The sequence below is a fragment of the Agromyces cerinus genome (assembly GCF_016907835.1).
In the GTDB taxonomy this organism is placed as follows: domain Bacteria; phylum Actinomycetota; class Actinomycetes; order Actinomycetales; family Microbacteriaceae; genus Agromyces; species Agromyces nitratus.
Genome location: NZ_JAFBCT010000001.1, coordinates 1,935,090 through 1,949,790 on the forward strand (window position 1 = coordinate 1,935,090; position 14,701 = coordinate 1,949,790).

The 14,701-nt window shown below is 70.0% G+C and carries 13 protein-coding genes; 2 read left to right on the plus strand and 11 right to left on the minus strand.

Going from position 1 to position 14,701, the window contains the following annotated elements:
* Positions 1 to 16: 16 nt before the first annotated feature.
* Genes JOE59_RS09000 through truB form a run of 4 tightly spaced genes read right to left on the minus strand, consistent with a single transcriptional unit; the run spans position 17 to position 2,735 of the window.
* On the minus strand, positions 17 to 949 hold the full coding sequence (locus JOE59_RS09000; protein ID WP_204459960.1) for a bifunctional riboflavin kinase/FAD synthetase: 933 nt from the start codon (positions 947 to 949) through the stop codon (positions 17 to 19).
* The gene (locus tag JOE59_RS09005; RefSeq protein WP_204459961.1) at positions 946 to 1,389 is read right to left on the minus strand and encodes a hypothetical protein; all 444 of its coding nucleotides are present in this window, start codon (positions 1,387 to 1,389) and stop codon (positions 946 to 948) included. Before JOE59_RS09005 ends, JOE59_RS09000 begins: the two co-directional genes overlap by 4 nt.
* A 27-nt stretch (positions 1,390 to 1,416) precedes the next feature.
* The gene (locus JOE59_RS09010; RefSeq protein ID WP_204459962.1) at positions 1,417 to 1,785 is read right to left on the minus strand and encodes a hypothetical protein; all 369 of its coding nucleotides are present in this window, start codon (positions 1,783 to 1,785) and stop codon (positions 1,417 to 1,419) included.
* Complete coding sequence (truB, locus tag JOE59_RS09015) at positions 1,782 to 2,735, minus strand: tRNA pseudouridine(55) synthase TruB (RefSeq protein ID WP_374191121.1); 954 nt, start codon at positions 2,733 to 2,735, stop codon at positions 1,782 to 1,784. Before truB ends, JOE59_RS09010 begins: the two co-directional genes overlap by 4 nt.
* A gap of 58 nt (positions 2,736 to 2,793) precedes the next feature.
* Between truB and JOE59_RS09020 the strand changes: the two genes are divergently transcribed.
* A complete protein-coding gene (locus JOE59_RS09020) occupies positions 2,794 to 3,789 on the plus strand; it encodes a ketopantoate reductase family protein (RefSeq protein ID WP_204459966.1) in 996 nt (331 codons plus the stop codon).
* Between the two features lie 130 nt (positions 3,790 to 3,919).
* Here JOE59_RS09020 and JOE59_RS18710 read toward each other — a convergent pair whose 3' ends face one another.
* The 3 genes from JOE59_RS18710 to JOE59_RS09035 all read right to left on the minus strand — a co-directional run bounded on the left by JOE59_RS18710 (position 3,920) and on the right by JOE59_RS09035 (position 8,901).
* Positions 3,920 to 5,380 (minus strand): hypothetical protein, encoded by a 1,461-nt coding sequence (locus JOE59_RS18710; RefSeq protein WP_239560165.1) that lies wholly within the window; start codon positions 5,378 to 5,380, stop codon positions 3,920 to 3,922.
* Between the two features lie 341 nt (positions 5,381 to 5,721).
* A complete protein-coding gene (locus JOE59_RS18715) occupies positions 5,722 to 8,025 on the minus strand; it encodes an InlB B-repeat-containing protein (RefSeq protein WP_239560173.1) in 2,304 nt (767 codons plus the stop codon).
* A gap of 273 nt (positions 8,026 to 8,298) precedes the next feature.
* On the minus strand, positions 8,299 to 8,901 hold the full coding sequence (locus JOE59_RS09035) for a nucleoside/nucleotide kinase family protein (protein WP_204459968.1): 603 nt from the start codon (positions 8,899 to 8,901) through the stop codon (positions 8,299 to 8,301).
* Between the two features lie 47 nt (positions 8,902 to 8,948).
* Here JOE59_RS09035 and JOE59_RS09040 point away from each other — a divergent pair, with 47 nt between their 5' ends.
* On the plus strand, positions 8,949 to 9,839 hold the full coding sequence (locus JOE59_RS09040) for an iron-sulfur binding domain-containing protein (protein ID WP_204459970.1): 891 nt from the start codon (positions 8,949 to 8,951) through the stop codon (positions 9,837 to 9,839).
* On the opposite strand, the gene rbfA is transcribed toward JOE59_RS09040, so the two are convergent.
* The 4 genes from rbfA to nusA form a co-directional block, all read right to left on the minus strand.
* Complete coding sequence (rbfA, locus tag JOE59_RS09045) at positions 9,840 to 10,328, minus strand: 30S ribosome-binding factor RbfA (RefSeq protein WP_204459971.1); 489 nt, start codon at positions 10,326 to 10,328, stop codon at positions 9,840 to 9,842.
* A gap of 122 nt (positions 10,329 to 10,450) precedes the next feature.
* Positions 10,451 to 13,273, minus strand: a complete 2,823-nt coding sequence (gene infB / locus JOE59_RS09050; RefSeq protein WP_204459972.1) for a translation initiation factor IF-2 — start codon at positions 13,271 to 13,273, stop codon at positions 10,451 to 10,453.
* A gap of 83 nt (positions 13,274 to 13,356) precedes the next feature.
* Positions 13,357 to 13,617, minus strand: coding sequence for a YlxR family protein (locus tag JOE59_RS09055; protein ID WP_204459973.1), 261 nt, complete (start codon positions 13,615 to 13,617; stop codon positions 13,357 to 13,359).
* Between the two features lie 77 nt (positions 13,618 to 13,694).
* On the minus strand, positions 13,695 to 14,693 hold the full coding sequence (gene nusA, locus JOE59_RS09060; protein ID WP_204459974.1) for a transcription termination factor NusA: 999 nt from the start codon (positions 14,691 to 14,693) through the stop codon (positions 13,695 to 13,697).
* Between the last annotated feature and the right edge of the window lie 8 nt (positions 14,694 to 14,701).

The window sequence follows — 14,701 nt, forward strand, 5'->3', positions numbered from 1 at the left end:
GCGGGGCGCCTCGTGCTCAGCCGGCGAGGATGACGCGCGAACGCTCGACATCGTCGCGGATCGTGTCGACCAGCGCCTCGATGCTCGTGAACGCCACCATGCCGCGGATGCGCTCGACGAACTCGACGTCGACGACATGGTCGTAGAGGTCGAGCTCGCGGTCGAGCACGTAGGCCTCGACCTGCTTCTTCGCGACGCCCTGGAACGTCGGGTTGTCGCCGACGGAGATCGCGGCCGGATACCGGGTGCCGGCGTCGGTGAGCCAGCCCGCGTACACGCCGTCGGACGGGATGAGCCCCTCGGACTCGGGCGACAGGTTCGCCGTCGGGTAGCCGAGTTCGCGGCCGCGGGCGGCGCCGTGCACGACGATGCCGGTCACGGTCGGCGTGTGGCCGAGCAGTTCGGTGGCATGGCGCACATCGCCGTCGGCGAGCAGCTCGCGGATCCAGGTCGACGAGACGCGACGCTCTCCGGCCGGGCGCACGTCGTCGACGACCTCGACCGTGAAGCCGAACTTCGCGCCGAGCTCGATGAGCAGGGGTACGTCGCCGGCGCCGCGGGCGCCGTAGCGGAAGTCGGAGCCGACGAGCACGGCCTTGGCATCGAGCGCGTCGACGAGCACCCGTTCGACGAACTCCGTCGCGGGCACCGAGGCGAGCGCGCGGTCGAACGGCAGCAGCAGCGTCGCGTCGACACCGGTGGTGGCGAGCAGCTCGAGCTTCTGTCGCACGCTCACGAGGGCGTCGGGGCACTTGTCGGGTGCGAGCAGCGCGAGCGGGTTGCGATCGAACGTGACGACGACCGTCGCGAGCTCGCGCTCGTCGGCGATGCCGCGGGCCCGGGCGATGACGGCACGGTGGCCCTGGTGCACGCCGTCGAACTTGCCGATCGTCACGACCGACGGACCGATGCCCGCAGGCACGGCGCTGAGTCCCTTGAAGGTCTTCACGAGGCATCCGCTCTCGAGGTCGGGCGGTGGCGGGCGAGCCACCACATGCCGAGTACGGGCAGCACGAGCGGGATGAACAGGTACCCGGCGCCGAACCGAGACCACACCGTGTCGTGCGGGAAGAGTTCGGGGTAGACGATGCTCAGCGTGCCGACCACGATGACCCCCGTGAACTCGAACACGATCGTCGCCCACGCGACGCGGTACCAGGCGATGCCGGGGCGCACGAGCGCGATCGTCGCGACGATGTAGACGACCGCCGCGAGCGCCGAGAGCGTGTAGGCGAGCGGCGCCTCGTCGAACTTCGAGGCGATCTGCACGAAGGAACGCCCGGTCGCCGCGAGTGCGAGCACCCCGTAGACGGCGACGAGCACTCGCCCGATGCCGCTCATCCGTCGGCCCTCTCGTGCCTCGGGTCGGGCACTGCGCACGTCACTCATGTCGATCGATTCTCTCAGACTCGGCGCTCACGCCTGCTGCACGGTCCAGATCTGGAACATGCGGAAGACCATCACGCCGACCGAGAGGGCGGCGACGCCGAGGATCACCGTCGACCAGCGATTGCGTTCGAGCAGTGCCCAGAAGGCCGCTGCGGGCGGCAGGATGAGGGCGCCGACGAGGTAGGTGCCGAATTCGAGCACGCTGCCCGTCGGCTCGTTCCCGAGCGCCGGAGCGACGAACGCGACGACGACCTGCACGAGGAGGAGCACCTCGACGAGGGCGAGCGCGCCGATCGTGAGGTCGCTCGGCACCCGGCCCGCGAGCCCCATGCCGATGCAGATGAGGCCCGCGACGACCGCCACGGCGAGCTGCACCCACGTGAACCACTCGATCATGCGTCCGCCCCCTGCGTCCCGGTCTGCACCTGAGGTTCGGGCGGTGGGAATCCGGTGACCACCTTCAGCTGCCGGCCGCGCGGCTCGACGATGGCGACCAGGTGGTCATCGGGGTCGATCGCCGCGAGCACTGACGGCAGCGGCGCCTCGGCAGCGGATGCCTCGAGCCCGCCCACCGCCGCGATGTCGACGCGCTTGCCGTGGCCGAGGTCGACGGCCTGCTCGGACGTGAGCGTCACGGTGGGCAGCGCCCGCCGCGCGGCATCCGCCGGGCTCATGATCGCCGACGCGACGTCGAAGCCCTCGAGCTCGCCCGCCTCATCGACGCTGAACCGGCCGATGCGCGACCGCCGGAGGGCGGTGAGGTGGCCCCCGATGCCGAGCGCGGCACCGAGATCCCGGGCGAGCGCGCGGATGTACGTGCCCGACGAGCACTCGACGCGGACGTCGACGTCGAGATGGCCGTCGCCGGGGCGGAAGCCGAGGACCTCGAACGCCGAGACAGTGACCCGGCGCGATGCGAGCTCGACGGTCTCGCCGTCGCGCACGCGCTGGTACGCGCGCTTGCCGTCGACCTTGATGGCGCTCACCGCGCTCGGCACCTGTTCGATCTCACCCGTCAGCGGCGTGATCGCTGCCAGGACGCCGGTTTCGGTGACCGCGGCGACGACGGCGACGGGAGCGGCGTCGAGCGCCTCGCCCTCGGCGTCGTCGGTCGTCGTGTTCCAACCGAGGCGGATGGTGGCGAAGTACTCCTTGTCGAGACCGACGAGGTAGTGCAGGAGGCGCGTCGCGCCGTTCACGCCCAGGACGAGGAGGCCGGTGGCCATCGGATCGAGGGTGCCCGCGTGGCCGATCTTGCGCGTGCCGGCGAGGCGGCGCATGCGCGAGACCACGTCGTGGCTCGTGATTCCCTGCGGCTTGTCGACGAGGAGGATGCCGCTGTTCACGCGGTACAGGCTAACAGTCGTGCGCGGCATGGAGCCGCCGCGCGCCTACGCTGGAGCGGTGAGGATCGGCATCATCGGCGCTGGCGCGCTCGGCGGCACGTTCGCGGCACTGCTCTCACGGGCCGGGCACGACGTGGAGGTCACGGCGCGGGGCGCGGGTCTCGAAGCGATCCGCGAGTCGGGCATCGCCCTGAGCGGGGCGTACGGCGAGGTGCGGGCCCGCGTCGCGGCCGGTGCACGGCTCACGACGCCCCCCGAGCTCGTGCTCGTCTGCACGAAGGCGCAGGACGCGGCATCCGCGATCGCAGCGAACGCCGAACTCATCGGTGACGTGCCCGTCGTGATCGTGCAGAACGGCCTCGACGGCGTGGCGACGGCCGCGCGGCTCCTCCCCCGCGCCTCGTGCATGGGTCTGCTCTCGATCATCGCCGCCAACTACACCGAGCCGGGCGTCGTGCGCGTCACGACACCGGCGACGAGCTACCTCGGCCGCGGCGACGGACCGGCCGACGCGGAATGCACCCGCATCGCCGCCGTGCTCTCCGAGGCGGTGCCGGTCGTCGCGATCCCTGGGTTCCGCGGCGCGCAATGGACCAAGCTCGTCGTGAACATGCTGAACGCCGTGCCCGCGATCGTCGGCCGCAGCGTGCAGGACGTCGTCGACGATCGACGTCTGCGGCGTGTGGTCGCGGCGTCGATGCGGGAGACGGTGCGCGTCGCCGTCGCGCAGGGCGTGCACTTCGGCTCCCTGCAAGGGCTCGGCGACCGACGCCTCAGGCTCTTCGCGCGAATGCCGCTCGTGATCGGGCAGGTGCTGCCGTGGTCGATGCGCGTGCGCATGGGCAGTGTGCCGAACCTCGGGTCGACGCAGCAGAGCCTGCGGCGCGGGCAGCCGACCGAGGTCGACTTCCTGAACGGGGCGGTCGTGCGCGAGGCATCCGCCGTCGGCCGCGACGCGCCCGTGAACCGGGCGCTCACCGCGCTCGTGCACGAGGTCGAGCAGCGGGGCGGCCCGCTGCCGCCCGAGCGTGTGCTCGCCGACGTTCCGGTCTGAGCGACCGCGCGAAGACTGGCCGAGCGGATGCCGCGGCTCCCGCCCGGCGTTCGTGGACGCCCGTTGACACGCCGGGCACGACGAAGGGGGCCCGGCGAACCGGGCCCCCTCAGTCAGCGTCAGCGACGCGTCATGCGCTCTTGCGGCGGAGGCGAGCGACCACGAGGAACGCGAGTCCGGCGATCACGATGGCGCCCGCGGCGATCGCGATCGAGGTGCCGGCGAAACCGGTGCTGGCGAGGCCCGCGCCATCATGCGACGTGGTCGTGCCGCCTTCGCCGCCACCCGGCGGCGTGGTCGTCGGGCCCGTGGCGCACTCGGGCGTGGCCTTCGGGTACGAGATCGTCACCGGAACCTCGGGGTTCACGACGAGCTTGGCCGTGATGGCGCCACGGGTCCAGGCGAAGTTGCCGTCGGTCTCGACCCACTTGTCGCCGACGAGCGCCCAGCCCGGCCATCCGTTGGCCGTGCCGTCTTCGTCGACCGAAGCACCGGGCCAGAGCACCTCGCCCTTGAGGCTGCCGTTCTCGAGCTCGCCCAGCTTGATGGTCTCGGTGTTCACGCCGTCGGTGAGCACGAGCGAGGCCGTATTGCCGGTCGACTGCTTGTCGGGGTCGGTCAGCTTCACGTCGAAGGTGATCCACGGCGAGTCCGCCACGCAGGTGCCGGTCGCGAACGAGCCCTCGAGTGTCGGATCCTTCGGCTCCACCTCGCACGGGTCATCCGTGAATTCGAACGTCCATGAGGTCTTCGCGCCGTCGGCGAACTTGTAGCCGGCAGCGGCGACCGCACTCACGACGACCTTGCCCGACGCGACCGTGCCGTCGACGGTCCAGTCGATGCGGGTCGTGTCCGTCGGAGCCGTGAACCCGTCGTCGATGGTGCCGCAGAGGTCGATCGACGTCGGCACGATCTCGATGACGATGACCTCGGGCTCCTCTTCGCACGGCACGTTCGTGAACGTGAACGTCCACACCTTCTGCGCGCCGGCCTCGAAGACGAAGCCGAGCTTCGTCGCCGCAGTCAGCACCACGGTGCCGGATTGGACCGACCCGGTCACCGACCAGGTGATCGCCGTGGTGTCGCTCGGCTGCGAGTACGAGTCGTTCGCCGTGCCGCAGGGGTCGACGGACGTGGGCTCGACCTCGACCTTCACGACCTCGGGCTCGACCGGTACGTCGACGTAGCGCACCGAGTAGTGACTGATGTCCTTGCCCGACGGGTGGGAGATGATGACGGACGCGACGGGCGGGTCGTACGTGGTGGAGACGGGTCCGTCGCCCTGGTTGTCGGAGCCGGCCTTGACGCAGACCTCGGCGATGAGCTTGCCCTCGGGCGCTTCGATCGTGAACGACGCTCCGACGGCGTCGGACTTGTGCCCGGTGTCGAGGTTGGCGCAGACCTTCCCTTCATTGCCTTCGCCTCCCGCCGACGCGGGTGCGGCGATGCCGACGAGGGCGAGGCCGGTGCCGAGCACGAGTGCGGTGAGTGCCGCGGCGACGCGGTGGAGCGGGCTCGGCGATGACGATCGCCTGGATGTTCTGCTGCCGCTGACAGCAGCGGGCGCCAGAGCGGCGCGGGGCGTACTCATTCGGGGTGTCTCCATCGGTCGGCCCGGCAGGGTCGGCGAATCCGAGGTGACGGCGGCGCTCAGGGCGCACAGCGATGTCGACGGGCGCCGAGGCGCTCGTCGACTGACGTCGGGTGGTTCGGGTGATGAATCGGGTTCGCGTAGCCGGGGGGCTGGGCTGTGTCCTCAGTATGTCCCCTCAAACGGGGACTCGTCAGTCATTTTCGCCACCGGGGTACGAAATCACTCCCGAACGGGGGACGTATCGGCCCCGCCCTCCCTGTCGAGCGGCGCTCATGGCGCGCATCGTGCACGAAGGGGGCCCGGTGAACCGGGCCCCCTCGGTGTGCGTCAGCGACGCGTTACGCGCGCTTGCGGCGGATGCGAGCCACCACGAGGAACGCGACACCGGCGATCACGATGATGCCCGCGACGATCGCGATCGACGTGCCGGCGAAACCGGTGCTGGCAAGACCCGCGCCGTTCGGCTCGGGCGGAGTGCTGCCCTCGCCGCCGCCCGGGGGCGTGACCTTCGGGCCGGTGGCGCACTCGGGCGTCGCCGGCGGGTACGAGATCGTCACCGGAACCTCGGGGTTCACGACGAGCTTGGCCGTGATGTCACCGCGGGTCCAGGCGAAGTTGTCGTCGACCTCGATCCACTTGTCGCCGACGAGCGCCCAGCCCGGCCAGCCGTTGGCCTTGCCGTCTTCGTCGACCGAGGCGCCGGGCCACAGCACCTCGCCCTTCAGGCTGCCGTCCTTCAGGTCGCCGAGCACGATCGTCTCGGTGTTGGTGCCGTCGGTCAGGACGAGCGAGGCGGTGTTGCCGGTCGACTGCTTGTCGGGGTCGGTCATCTCGACGTCGAAGGTGATCCACGGGGAGTCCGCCACGCAGGTGCCGGTCGCGAACGAGCCGGTGAGCGACGGCGCGATGCAGTCGGCGTCGGAGTAGGGGAAGGTCCAGGTGACCGGGCCGCCCTCGGCGAACGCGTATCCGGGCTTCGCCGTCGCCGTGACCGTCCAGACCCCGGCGACGTCGGCCGAGGCCCAGTCGATGGTGTCGGTGTCCTCGGGGACCGTCAGCTTCTCGTTGTCGGGACCGCACGTGTCGGAGAACTCGGGCGCGCCGACGAGCTCGATCACGCAGGGCGAGTCATCGACCGTGAACGTCCACTCGTCCTTGGCGCCCTCGGGGAACGCCGAGCCGGGCTTCGCGGTCGCGGTGACCGTGATCGTGCCGTTCTCCTCGGACGAGCTCCAGTCGATGGTGTCGGTGTCCTCGGGGACCGTCAGCTTCTCGTTGTCGGGACCGCACTTGTCGCTGAACGTCGGCTCGCCGACGACCTCGATGATGCACGGCACGTCGTTGATCGTGAAGGTCCAGGTCTTCGTGGCACCCTCGGGGAAGACGTTGCCGGCCTTCGCCGTCGCCGTCACCGTGATGACGCCGTTCTCCTCGGACGAGTTCCAGTCGATCGTCTCGGTGTCCTCGGGAACCGTGAGCTTCTCGTTGTCGGGTCCGCACTTGTCGGAGAACTCGGGCGCACCGACGACCTGCACCACACAGGGCTTGTCGTCGATCGGGAAGGTCCAGCTCGTCGTCGCACCCTCGGGGAAGACGTTTCCGGCCTTCGCCGTCGCCGTCACGGTGATGACGCCGTTCGACTCGGACGAGTTCCAGTCGATCGTCGCGGTGTCTTCGGGAAGCGTCAGCTTCTCGTTGTCGGGACCGCACGTGTCGACGAACTCGGGCGCACCGACGACCTGCACCACACAGGGCTCGTCATCGATGGTGAAGGTCCACTCGGTCTTCGAGTCCTTCGTGAACTCGTAGCCGGGCTTCGCCGTCGCCGTCACCGTGATGACGCCGTTCGACTCGGACGAGTTCCAGTCGATCGTCGCGGTGTCTTCGGGAAGTGTCAGCTTCTCGTTGTCGGGACCGCACACGTCGACGTACGTCGGCGCGCCCTCGACCGGGATCTTGACGATGGGCTTCGTGCAGTCCGGGTACTGGAGCAGGCTCTGATCGCCGCGGGCCTCGACCGTGTAGGTCTTGCCGTGCTTGATGTAGCTGAACGCCGGGTAGATGTCTTCCAGGTCCTGGTGCTTGTCGTGACCGGAGCGGAAGAAGGCGCTGACCGAGGTCGTGAGCTTCACGAACGGGTTCGTCTCGCTGTGCGTGGCGTGGCAGAAGGTGATCTTCTTCACCGTCGGCACGGTCTCGCACTGCTCTTCGGTGATCGTGATGCTGGCGCTGTCGTCATTCTCGGCGCCGTTGCTCCACTCGGCCGTGAGCCTCAGGGTGTAGGTGCCGGGCGTCACGTCGGCCTGCGTGAAGGTCGCGCTCTTGCCCTTCTTGATCTCGGTGCCGACCTTCACGATGCGCTCATCGCTCGACGCGATGATCTTCTCGTCCTTCTTGGACTCGGAGTTCGTCACCGTCCACTCGATCGACGGTGTTCCGTCGGCGTCGCAGACGACCGCCGGGCTGATCGTGTTGTGATGGGCGCTCGCGGGCGCCGCGACGCCCACGAGGGCGAATCCCGCGCCGAGCGCGAGTGAGGTGAGGATCGCCGCGAAGCGGCGGAACGGGCGTCGTGACGACCATCGCACGCGAGTGCGGGCATCGCCGTCGGCGTGCGCCAGAGCGGCGCCGGGCTTGCTCATTCGGGTTTCTCCATCGGTCGGCCCGGCAGAGTCGTCGAATCCGAGGTGACGGCGGCGCTCGGGGCGCACAGCGATGCCGACGGGCGCGGTGCACTCGTCGACTGACGTCGGGTGGTTCGGGTGGTGATTCGGGTTCGCGTCGCCGGGGGGCTTGGCTGTGTCCCCCATTATGTCCCCCGAAACGGGGACGTGTCACCCATTTGCCCCATCGGGGTACAAAGTTCCTCCCGAACGGGGGACAAACGGGTCGTCGCCCGGTCGAACGGCCCTTCGTCAGCGGTGGTCGACGACGCGTCGACGGGGGTGCTCGGGGTCGCTGTCGTCGATCACGACGGATGCCGCGAGGCGCGGGTCGCTCTCTGCGTAGGCGATCCTGTCGGCCGGGTCGACCGGGTCGCCGTCGAGGGCGATCCGCACGTCCCAGAGGCCCGCGAGTCGCGGGCGCAGCACGAACCGCCCGTCGAGCACGAGGATCGCGTCCTCGGATCCGGTGATCCACTTGGGCTCGACCCACGCGTCGCGGGTCGGGTCCCAGACTCGCGTCACGAATGCGGTCGAGCCGCCGAGGCGGAACGGCTCGACGAGCACGCGACGCAGTGCGGACTCGTCGAATCCGTAGCGGTAGTAGCGCTCGGGGGTGTCGGCGCCGAACGCCGCCTGGGCCTCGCGCGACCGGTGGAAGCCCTCCATGCTCGCGCGGAACACCGCATGGTCGCGCTCCGCGAGCACCGCCGCGAGATCGTCGGCGAGCGCCGTCTTGCCACTCCGCAGCGGCCCGTCGATCGCGACGATCGTGCGCCCGCGGCCGTGATGCTGCAGCACCTCGTCGGCGATGGAGCGCAGGAAGGTGACCCGGGGCGTGGTGACGAGCCTCATGCGATGAGCCTAGCTCCGCGGCATCCGCCTCGCCGTAGGCTGGACGGATGCCCCGAACGCCCGGCCCCGATGCGATCGCGCCCCCCGTGGTCGCCTGGTTCGCGGATGCCGCGCGGCCGCTGCCGTGGCGCGCCGCCGACGTCTCGCCGTGGGCGGTGCTCGTCAGCGAGTTCATGCTGCAGCAGACGCAGGTCGCGCGAGTCGTGCCCAGGTGGGAGGCGTGGATCGAACGCTGGCCGACACCGGCGGCCCTCGCCGCCGAGCCGCCGTCCGAGGCGGTGCGGGCGTGGGATCGGCTGGGCTACCCGCGTCGGGCGCTCTGGCTCCACCGCGCGGCGGTCGAGATCGTCGAGCGTCACGGCGGCGAGGTGCCGAGCGACCTCGATGCGCTCCTCGCGCTGCAGGGCATCGGTCCGTACACGGCGCGCGCGATCGCCGCATTCGCCTTCGGGCTGCGGGTGCCGGTCGTCGACACCAACACGCGACGGGTCATCGCCCGGTCGGTCTCAGGGCAGGCCGAGCCCGGGCCGCCGTCGACGAAGCGGGACCTCGCCGCGATGGCGGAGCTGCTCCCCCGCGACGACGACGCCGCCCGTCGGTTCAACGCCGGCGCGATGGAACTCGGCGCGACGGTGTGCACGGCACGGACACCCGAGTGCGACTCGTGCCCGATCGCCGGCTCATGTGCGTGGCGCGCCGCCGGCTATCCCGCCTACGCGGGCCCCAGGAAGGCCGTGCAGGCCCGCTTCGCCGGCTCCGATCGCCAGGTGCGCGGACTCGTCATGCGCGAGCTCAGGGCGGCGCACCGCCCCGTCGGCCGAGCCGAGCTCGAGCCCGTCTGGGCCGACGTCGCTCAGCTCGACCGTGCACTCACGACGCTCGTCGCCGACGGACTCGCCGTCTGCGACGCCGAGGGCTATCGACTGCCCGAGGGCTGATCAGCGCGCGGCATCCGCTTCGTCGACGCTCTCGTCGCCGCCCTGCACCTCGTCGCCGTCTTCGTCGAACTCGCGGGGCTTGACGTACGGGTCGGCCTCGCCGGCGTACTCCGCGGATGCCGCGAGCTCGGCCGTCTCGGCGTCGCGCGTCTGCGCCTCACGGAGGAGCGCACTGATGTGCTCGGCGTTCTCCGGGATCGCGTCGGCGATGAACTCGAGCGACGGGGTGAGCCGCGCCGTGATGTTGCGGCCGACCTCGCTGCGGAGCATGCCGGTCGCCGCTGCGAGCGCCTTGGCCGAGTCTTCGCGCTCCTCGTCGGTGCCGTACACCGTGTAGAAGATGCTCGCGTGCTGCAGGTCGCCGGTGACGCGAACGTCGGTGATGGTGACGAACCCGAGCCGCGGGTCGCGCAGGCCCTTGTCGAGCCGCTTGGCCACGATCTCCTTGATGCGATCGGCCATCTTCCTGGCCCGTGCCGGATCCGCCATGTTGTCTCTCCTTTTCGTGGCAAGGCCTGAACGGCTTCGCCGCCCTGGCCGCCTCGACGTGAATCGGGGTAGGGGTCCCCGCTCTTCACCTCAGTGAAAGAACGGGGACCCCTTCCCACGATTTACGCGCGGGGCTTCTCCCGCATCTCGATGGTCTCGATCTCGTCGCCGACCTGGATGTCGTTGAACTTGCCGAGGCCGATGCCCGCCTCGAAGTCCGTGCGGACCTCGGTGACGTCGTCCTTGAAGCGGCGCAGCGACTCGATCGCGAGGTTGTCGCCGACGACGACGCCATCGCGGATGACACGAGCCTTCGCGTTTCGCGTGATCGTTCCCGACCGCACGATGACACCGGCGATGTTGCCGAACTTCGAGGAGCGGAACACCTCGCGGATCTCGGCGACGCCCGACTGGACCTCTTCGTACTCGGGCTTGAGCATGCCCTTGAGCGAGTCCTCGATCTCGTCGATGGCGTTGTAGATCACCGAGTAGAAGCGGATGTCGACGCCCTCGCGAGCGGCGCGCTCGCGCGCCTTCGTGTCGGGACGCACGTTGAAGCCCACGATGATCGCGTTGTCGATCGTCGCGAGGTTCACGTCGCTCTCGGTGATCGCACCGACACCGCGGTGGAGGATGCGCAGCTGCACGCTGTCGTCGACCTCGATCTTCATGAGCGACTCCTCGAGTGCCTCGACGGCACCCGACACGTCACCCTTGATGATGAGGTTGAGCGACTCGACCTTGCCCTCTTCGAGCGCACGGGTGAAGTCCTCGAGCGAGATGCGCTTGCGCGCCTTGGCCAGCTGGGCGTTGCGCTCCGCGGCCTCTCGCTTCTCGGCGATCTGACGCGCGGTGCGGTCCTCCTCGGTGACGAGGAAGGTGTCGCCGGCGCGAGGAACGCTCGAGAGGCCCTGCACCTGCACGGGGCGCGACGGGGTGGCCTCGGCCACGGGGTCGCCGTTCTCGTCGACCATCGCACGAACGCGGCCGTAGGCCGTGCCCGCGACAATCGCGTCGCCGACGCGCAGCGTTCCCGACTGGATGAGCACGGTCGCAACCGCACCGCGACCCTTGTCGAGCTTCGCCTCGATGGCGACACCGCGGGCGTCCTTGTTGGGGTTCGCACGCAGGTCGAGACCGGCGTCGGCCGTGAGGAGCACTGCGTCGAGCAGGTCCTGGATGCCGATGTTCTCGCGAGCCGAGACGTCGACGAACATGACGTCTCCGCCGTACTCCTCGGCGACGAGGCCGAACTCGGTGAGCTGCTGGCGGACCTTCGCCGGGTTGGCGTCGGGCTTGTCGATCTTGTTCACCGCGACCACGATCGGCACGTTCGCCGACTGGGCGTGGTTGAGCGCCTCGACCGTCTGCGGCATGATGCCGTCGTCGGCCGCGACCACGAGGATCGCGATGTCGGTCACCTGCGCACCACGTGCACGCATGGCGGTGAACGCCTCGTGACCCGGGGTGTCGATGAAGGTGATCGCGCGGTCGATGCCCTCGTGCTCGGTGTGCACCTGGTAGGCACCGATGTGCTGGGTGATGCCGCCGGCCTCGCCTGCGACGACGTTCGCGTTGCGGATCGCGTCGAGGAGTCGGGTCTTACCGTGGTCGACGTGACCCATGACGGTGACGACCGGAGGACGCTGCTGGAGGTCTTCGTCGGTCTCGTCCTCGAGCTCCTGGTCGAGGTCGATGTCGAAGCCCTCGAGGAGCTCGCGGTCCTCGTCTTCGGGCGAGACGACCTGGATCTTGTAGCCGAGCTCTTCGCCGAGCACCTGGAAGGTGGCCTCGTCGAGCGACTCGGTCGCCGTCGCCATCTCACCGAGGTGGAACAGCACCGTCACGAGCGAACCGGGATTCGCGTCGATCTTGTCGGCGAAGTCGGAGATCGAGGAGCCGCGACGCAGACGGATGACGGTGTTGCCGTCGCCGCGGGGAACGCTCACGCCGCCGAGCGACGGGGCTTCCCGCATCTCGAATTCGGCCCGCTTCGTCCGCTTCGACTTGCGCGACTTGCTCTTGCCGCCGCCACGACCGAAGGCACCGGCCGTGCCACCACCGGGGCCGCGACCACGGCCGCCGCCACCCGCGGGACGCGGGCCGCCGAAGCCGCCGCCGGGCGCGCCGCCGGGGCGCTGGAAGCCGCCGCCGGCACCGCCGGGACGAGCGCCTGCACCGGCACCGGCGCCGCCGGGGCGCTGGAAGCCGCCGCCGGGGCGACCGCCTGCACCGGCCGGACGCGGAGCGCCGGGACGCGGCGAACCGGGTCGCGGCGCCTGCGGACGCGGGATGTTGCCGGGGCTCGGGCGCTGGCCCATGCCCTGCGCGCTCGAGAACGGGTTGTTGCCCGGGCGCGGCTGAGCGGGGCGCGAGCCCATGCCCTGCGAGCTCGAGAAGGGGTTGTTGCCGGGGCGGGGCGTGCCGCCGCCTGCGGGGCGGGGGGCGCCGGGGCGCGGAGCTGCAGCAGCACCGGGCTTCGGAGCGCCGCCGGGCTTGGCGACGTCGCCATCGCCTTCGGTCGACGCAGCTGCCGGGGCATCCGTCGACTTCTCGGCCGCAGCCTGCGCTGCGCGCTCTTCAGCCTGCGCCTGGCGCTCGGCGACCGTGAGCGGCACCTCGGCGACGGGGGCCTCTGCGACCTCGACCGGGGCCGGAGCCTCGGGGGCGGCCGGAGCCTTCGGAGCCGGCTTCGGGCCGGGCTTGGCGCCGGGCTTCGCAGCGGAGGCCGCTGCGGGCTTCGCCGGTGCCGGAGCGGCAGGAGCCGCGGAAGCGGCCGCGCCTGCAGCCTCGAGCGCCGCCTTCAGGCGACGTGCGACGGGGGGTTCGATGGACGACGAGGGTCCCTTGACGTACTCGCCCATCTCCTTGAGCTTCTCAAGGGCGATCTTGCTGTCGACACCGAGTTCGCTTGCGATCTCGTGTACGCGTGGTTTGGCAGCCACTTCTCTCCTGTTCCGGGTCCGACCCCGGACAGGGGCAGACCATCAATGACGGACGGGTCTCATTTCGAGCCGCTCATGAGTCGTTACTCATTAGTGATCACGCCGTTCAGCCTGTTCTCTACGTTGCTGGTGTCCACCTCGCCGCGAATGCGGAGCGCACGCCCGAAGGCGCGTCGCCGCTCAGCGAGCCGGTAGCACTCGAGTGTCGGATGCATCCACGCCCCCCTGCCCGGAAGCACGGCCGCATCATCTGCGATGACGTGGGAGTTCTGGGCGACGAGCCTCAGAAGTGAGGCTCGTGGGGCACGCGAACGGCATCCGATGCACGTTCTGACGGGTTCCATCTTACACTCTGCGCTGTGCGGCCGCCGACGGCGGCCGATCGGTGGACATGGCGGCGGCCGCTCGACGGCCGTTGGGGTCAGTCCGACTCGAGGACCGAGTCGGGCTGGATGTCGATCTTCGCGCCCGTCAGCTTCGCGGCGAGGCGGGCGTTCTGGCCCTCCTTGCCGATCGCGAGCGAGAGCTGGTAATCGGGCACGAGTGCGCGCACGGCACGCGTCGCCTCGTCGATGACGAACGCGCTCGTGACCTTCGCGGGGCTCAGCGCACTCGCGACGAAGGTCGCGAGGTCCTCGTTCCAGTCGACGATGTCGATCTTCTCTGCGCCGAGTTCGGCCGTGACGGCACGCACGCGCTGCCCGAGCTCGCCGATCGCGGCGCCCTTGGCGTTGACGCCGGGCTGGGTCGCGCGCACGGCGATCTTGGTGCGGTGGCCGGCCTCGCGGGCGAGTGAGACGATCTCGACGACGCCCGACGCGATCTCGGGCACCTCGAGTGCGAAGAGCTTGCGCACGAGCGCGGGGTGGGTGCGCGAGACGGTGATCGAAGGGCCCTTGAGCCCCTTGGCGACGCTCGTCACGTAGACGCGGATGCGCTGGCCGTGGAGGTATTCCTCGCCGGGCACCTGCTCTTCGGGCGGCAGGATCGCCTCGACCGTGCCGAGGTCGATGTGCACCATGCGCGGGTTCGGACCCTGCTGGATGATGCCGGCGACGATGTCGCCCTCGCGCCCGCGGAACTCGCCGAGCACGGCGTCGTCGGCGATGTCGCGCAGGCGCTGGTTGATGACCTGCTTCGCGGCGAACGCGGCGATGCGGCCGAAGTCGCTCGGGCTGTCTTCGGCCTCGCCGATGACGTTGCCCTCTTCATCGAGCTCGGGAACGAACACCGAGACGTGGCCGGTCTTGCGATCGAGGTGCGCACGTGCGCCGTCGGGGTTCGCATGTCCGTGCTGGTCGGGATGGGTGTGCTTCAAGTAGGCCATCAGGATGGCCTGCTCGATGATCTCCACCAGCTCGTCGAATGGGATCTCTTTCTCGCGCTCCATCATCCGCAGCACGCTGAGGTCGATATCCATGAACCCGG

Bases quoted from the DNA above. Each gene is read 5' to 3' on its own strand.
- JOE59_RS09005 (WP_204459961.1), bottom strand. From the start codon at position 1,389: ATGAGTGACGTGCGCAGTGCCCGACCCGAGGCACGAGAGGGCCGACGG.
- JOE59_RS09010 (WP_204459962.1), bottom strand. From the start codon at position 1,785: ATGATCGAGTGGTTCACGTGGGTGCAGCTCGCCGTGGCGGTCGTCGCG.
- JOE59_RS18710 (WP_239560165.1), bottom strand. From the start codon at position 5,380: ATGAGTACGCCCCGCGCCGCTCTGGCGCCCGCTGCTGTCAGCGGCAGC.
- JOE59_RS18715 (WP_239560173.1), bottom strand. From the start codon at position 8,025: ATGAGCAAGCCCGGCGCCGCTCTGGCGCACGCCGACGGCGATGCCCGC.
- JOE59_RS09035 (WP_204459968.1), bottom strand. From the start codon at position 8,901: ATGAGGCTCGTCACCACGCCCCGGGTCACCTTCCTGCGCTCCATCGCC.
- JOE59_RS09040 (WP_204459970.1), top strand. From the start codon at position 8,949: ATGCCCCGAACGCCCGGCCCCGATGCGATCGCGCCCCCCGTGGTCGCC.
- rbfA (WP_204459971.1), bottom strand. From the start codon at position 10,328: ATGGCGGATCCGGCACGGGCCAGGAAGATGGCCGATCGCATCAAGGAG.
- JOE59_RS09055 (WP_204459973.1), bottom strand. From the start codon at position 13,617: ATGGAACCCGTCAGAACGTGCATCGGATGCCGTTCGCGTGCCCCACGA.
- nusA (WP_204459974.1), bottom strand. From the start codon at position 14,693: ATGGATATCGACCTCAGCGTGCTGCGGATGATGGAGCGCGAGAAAGAG.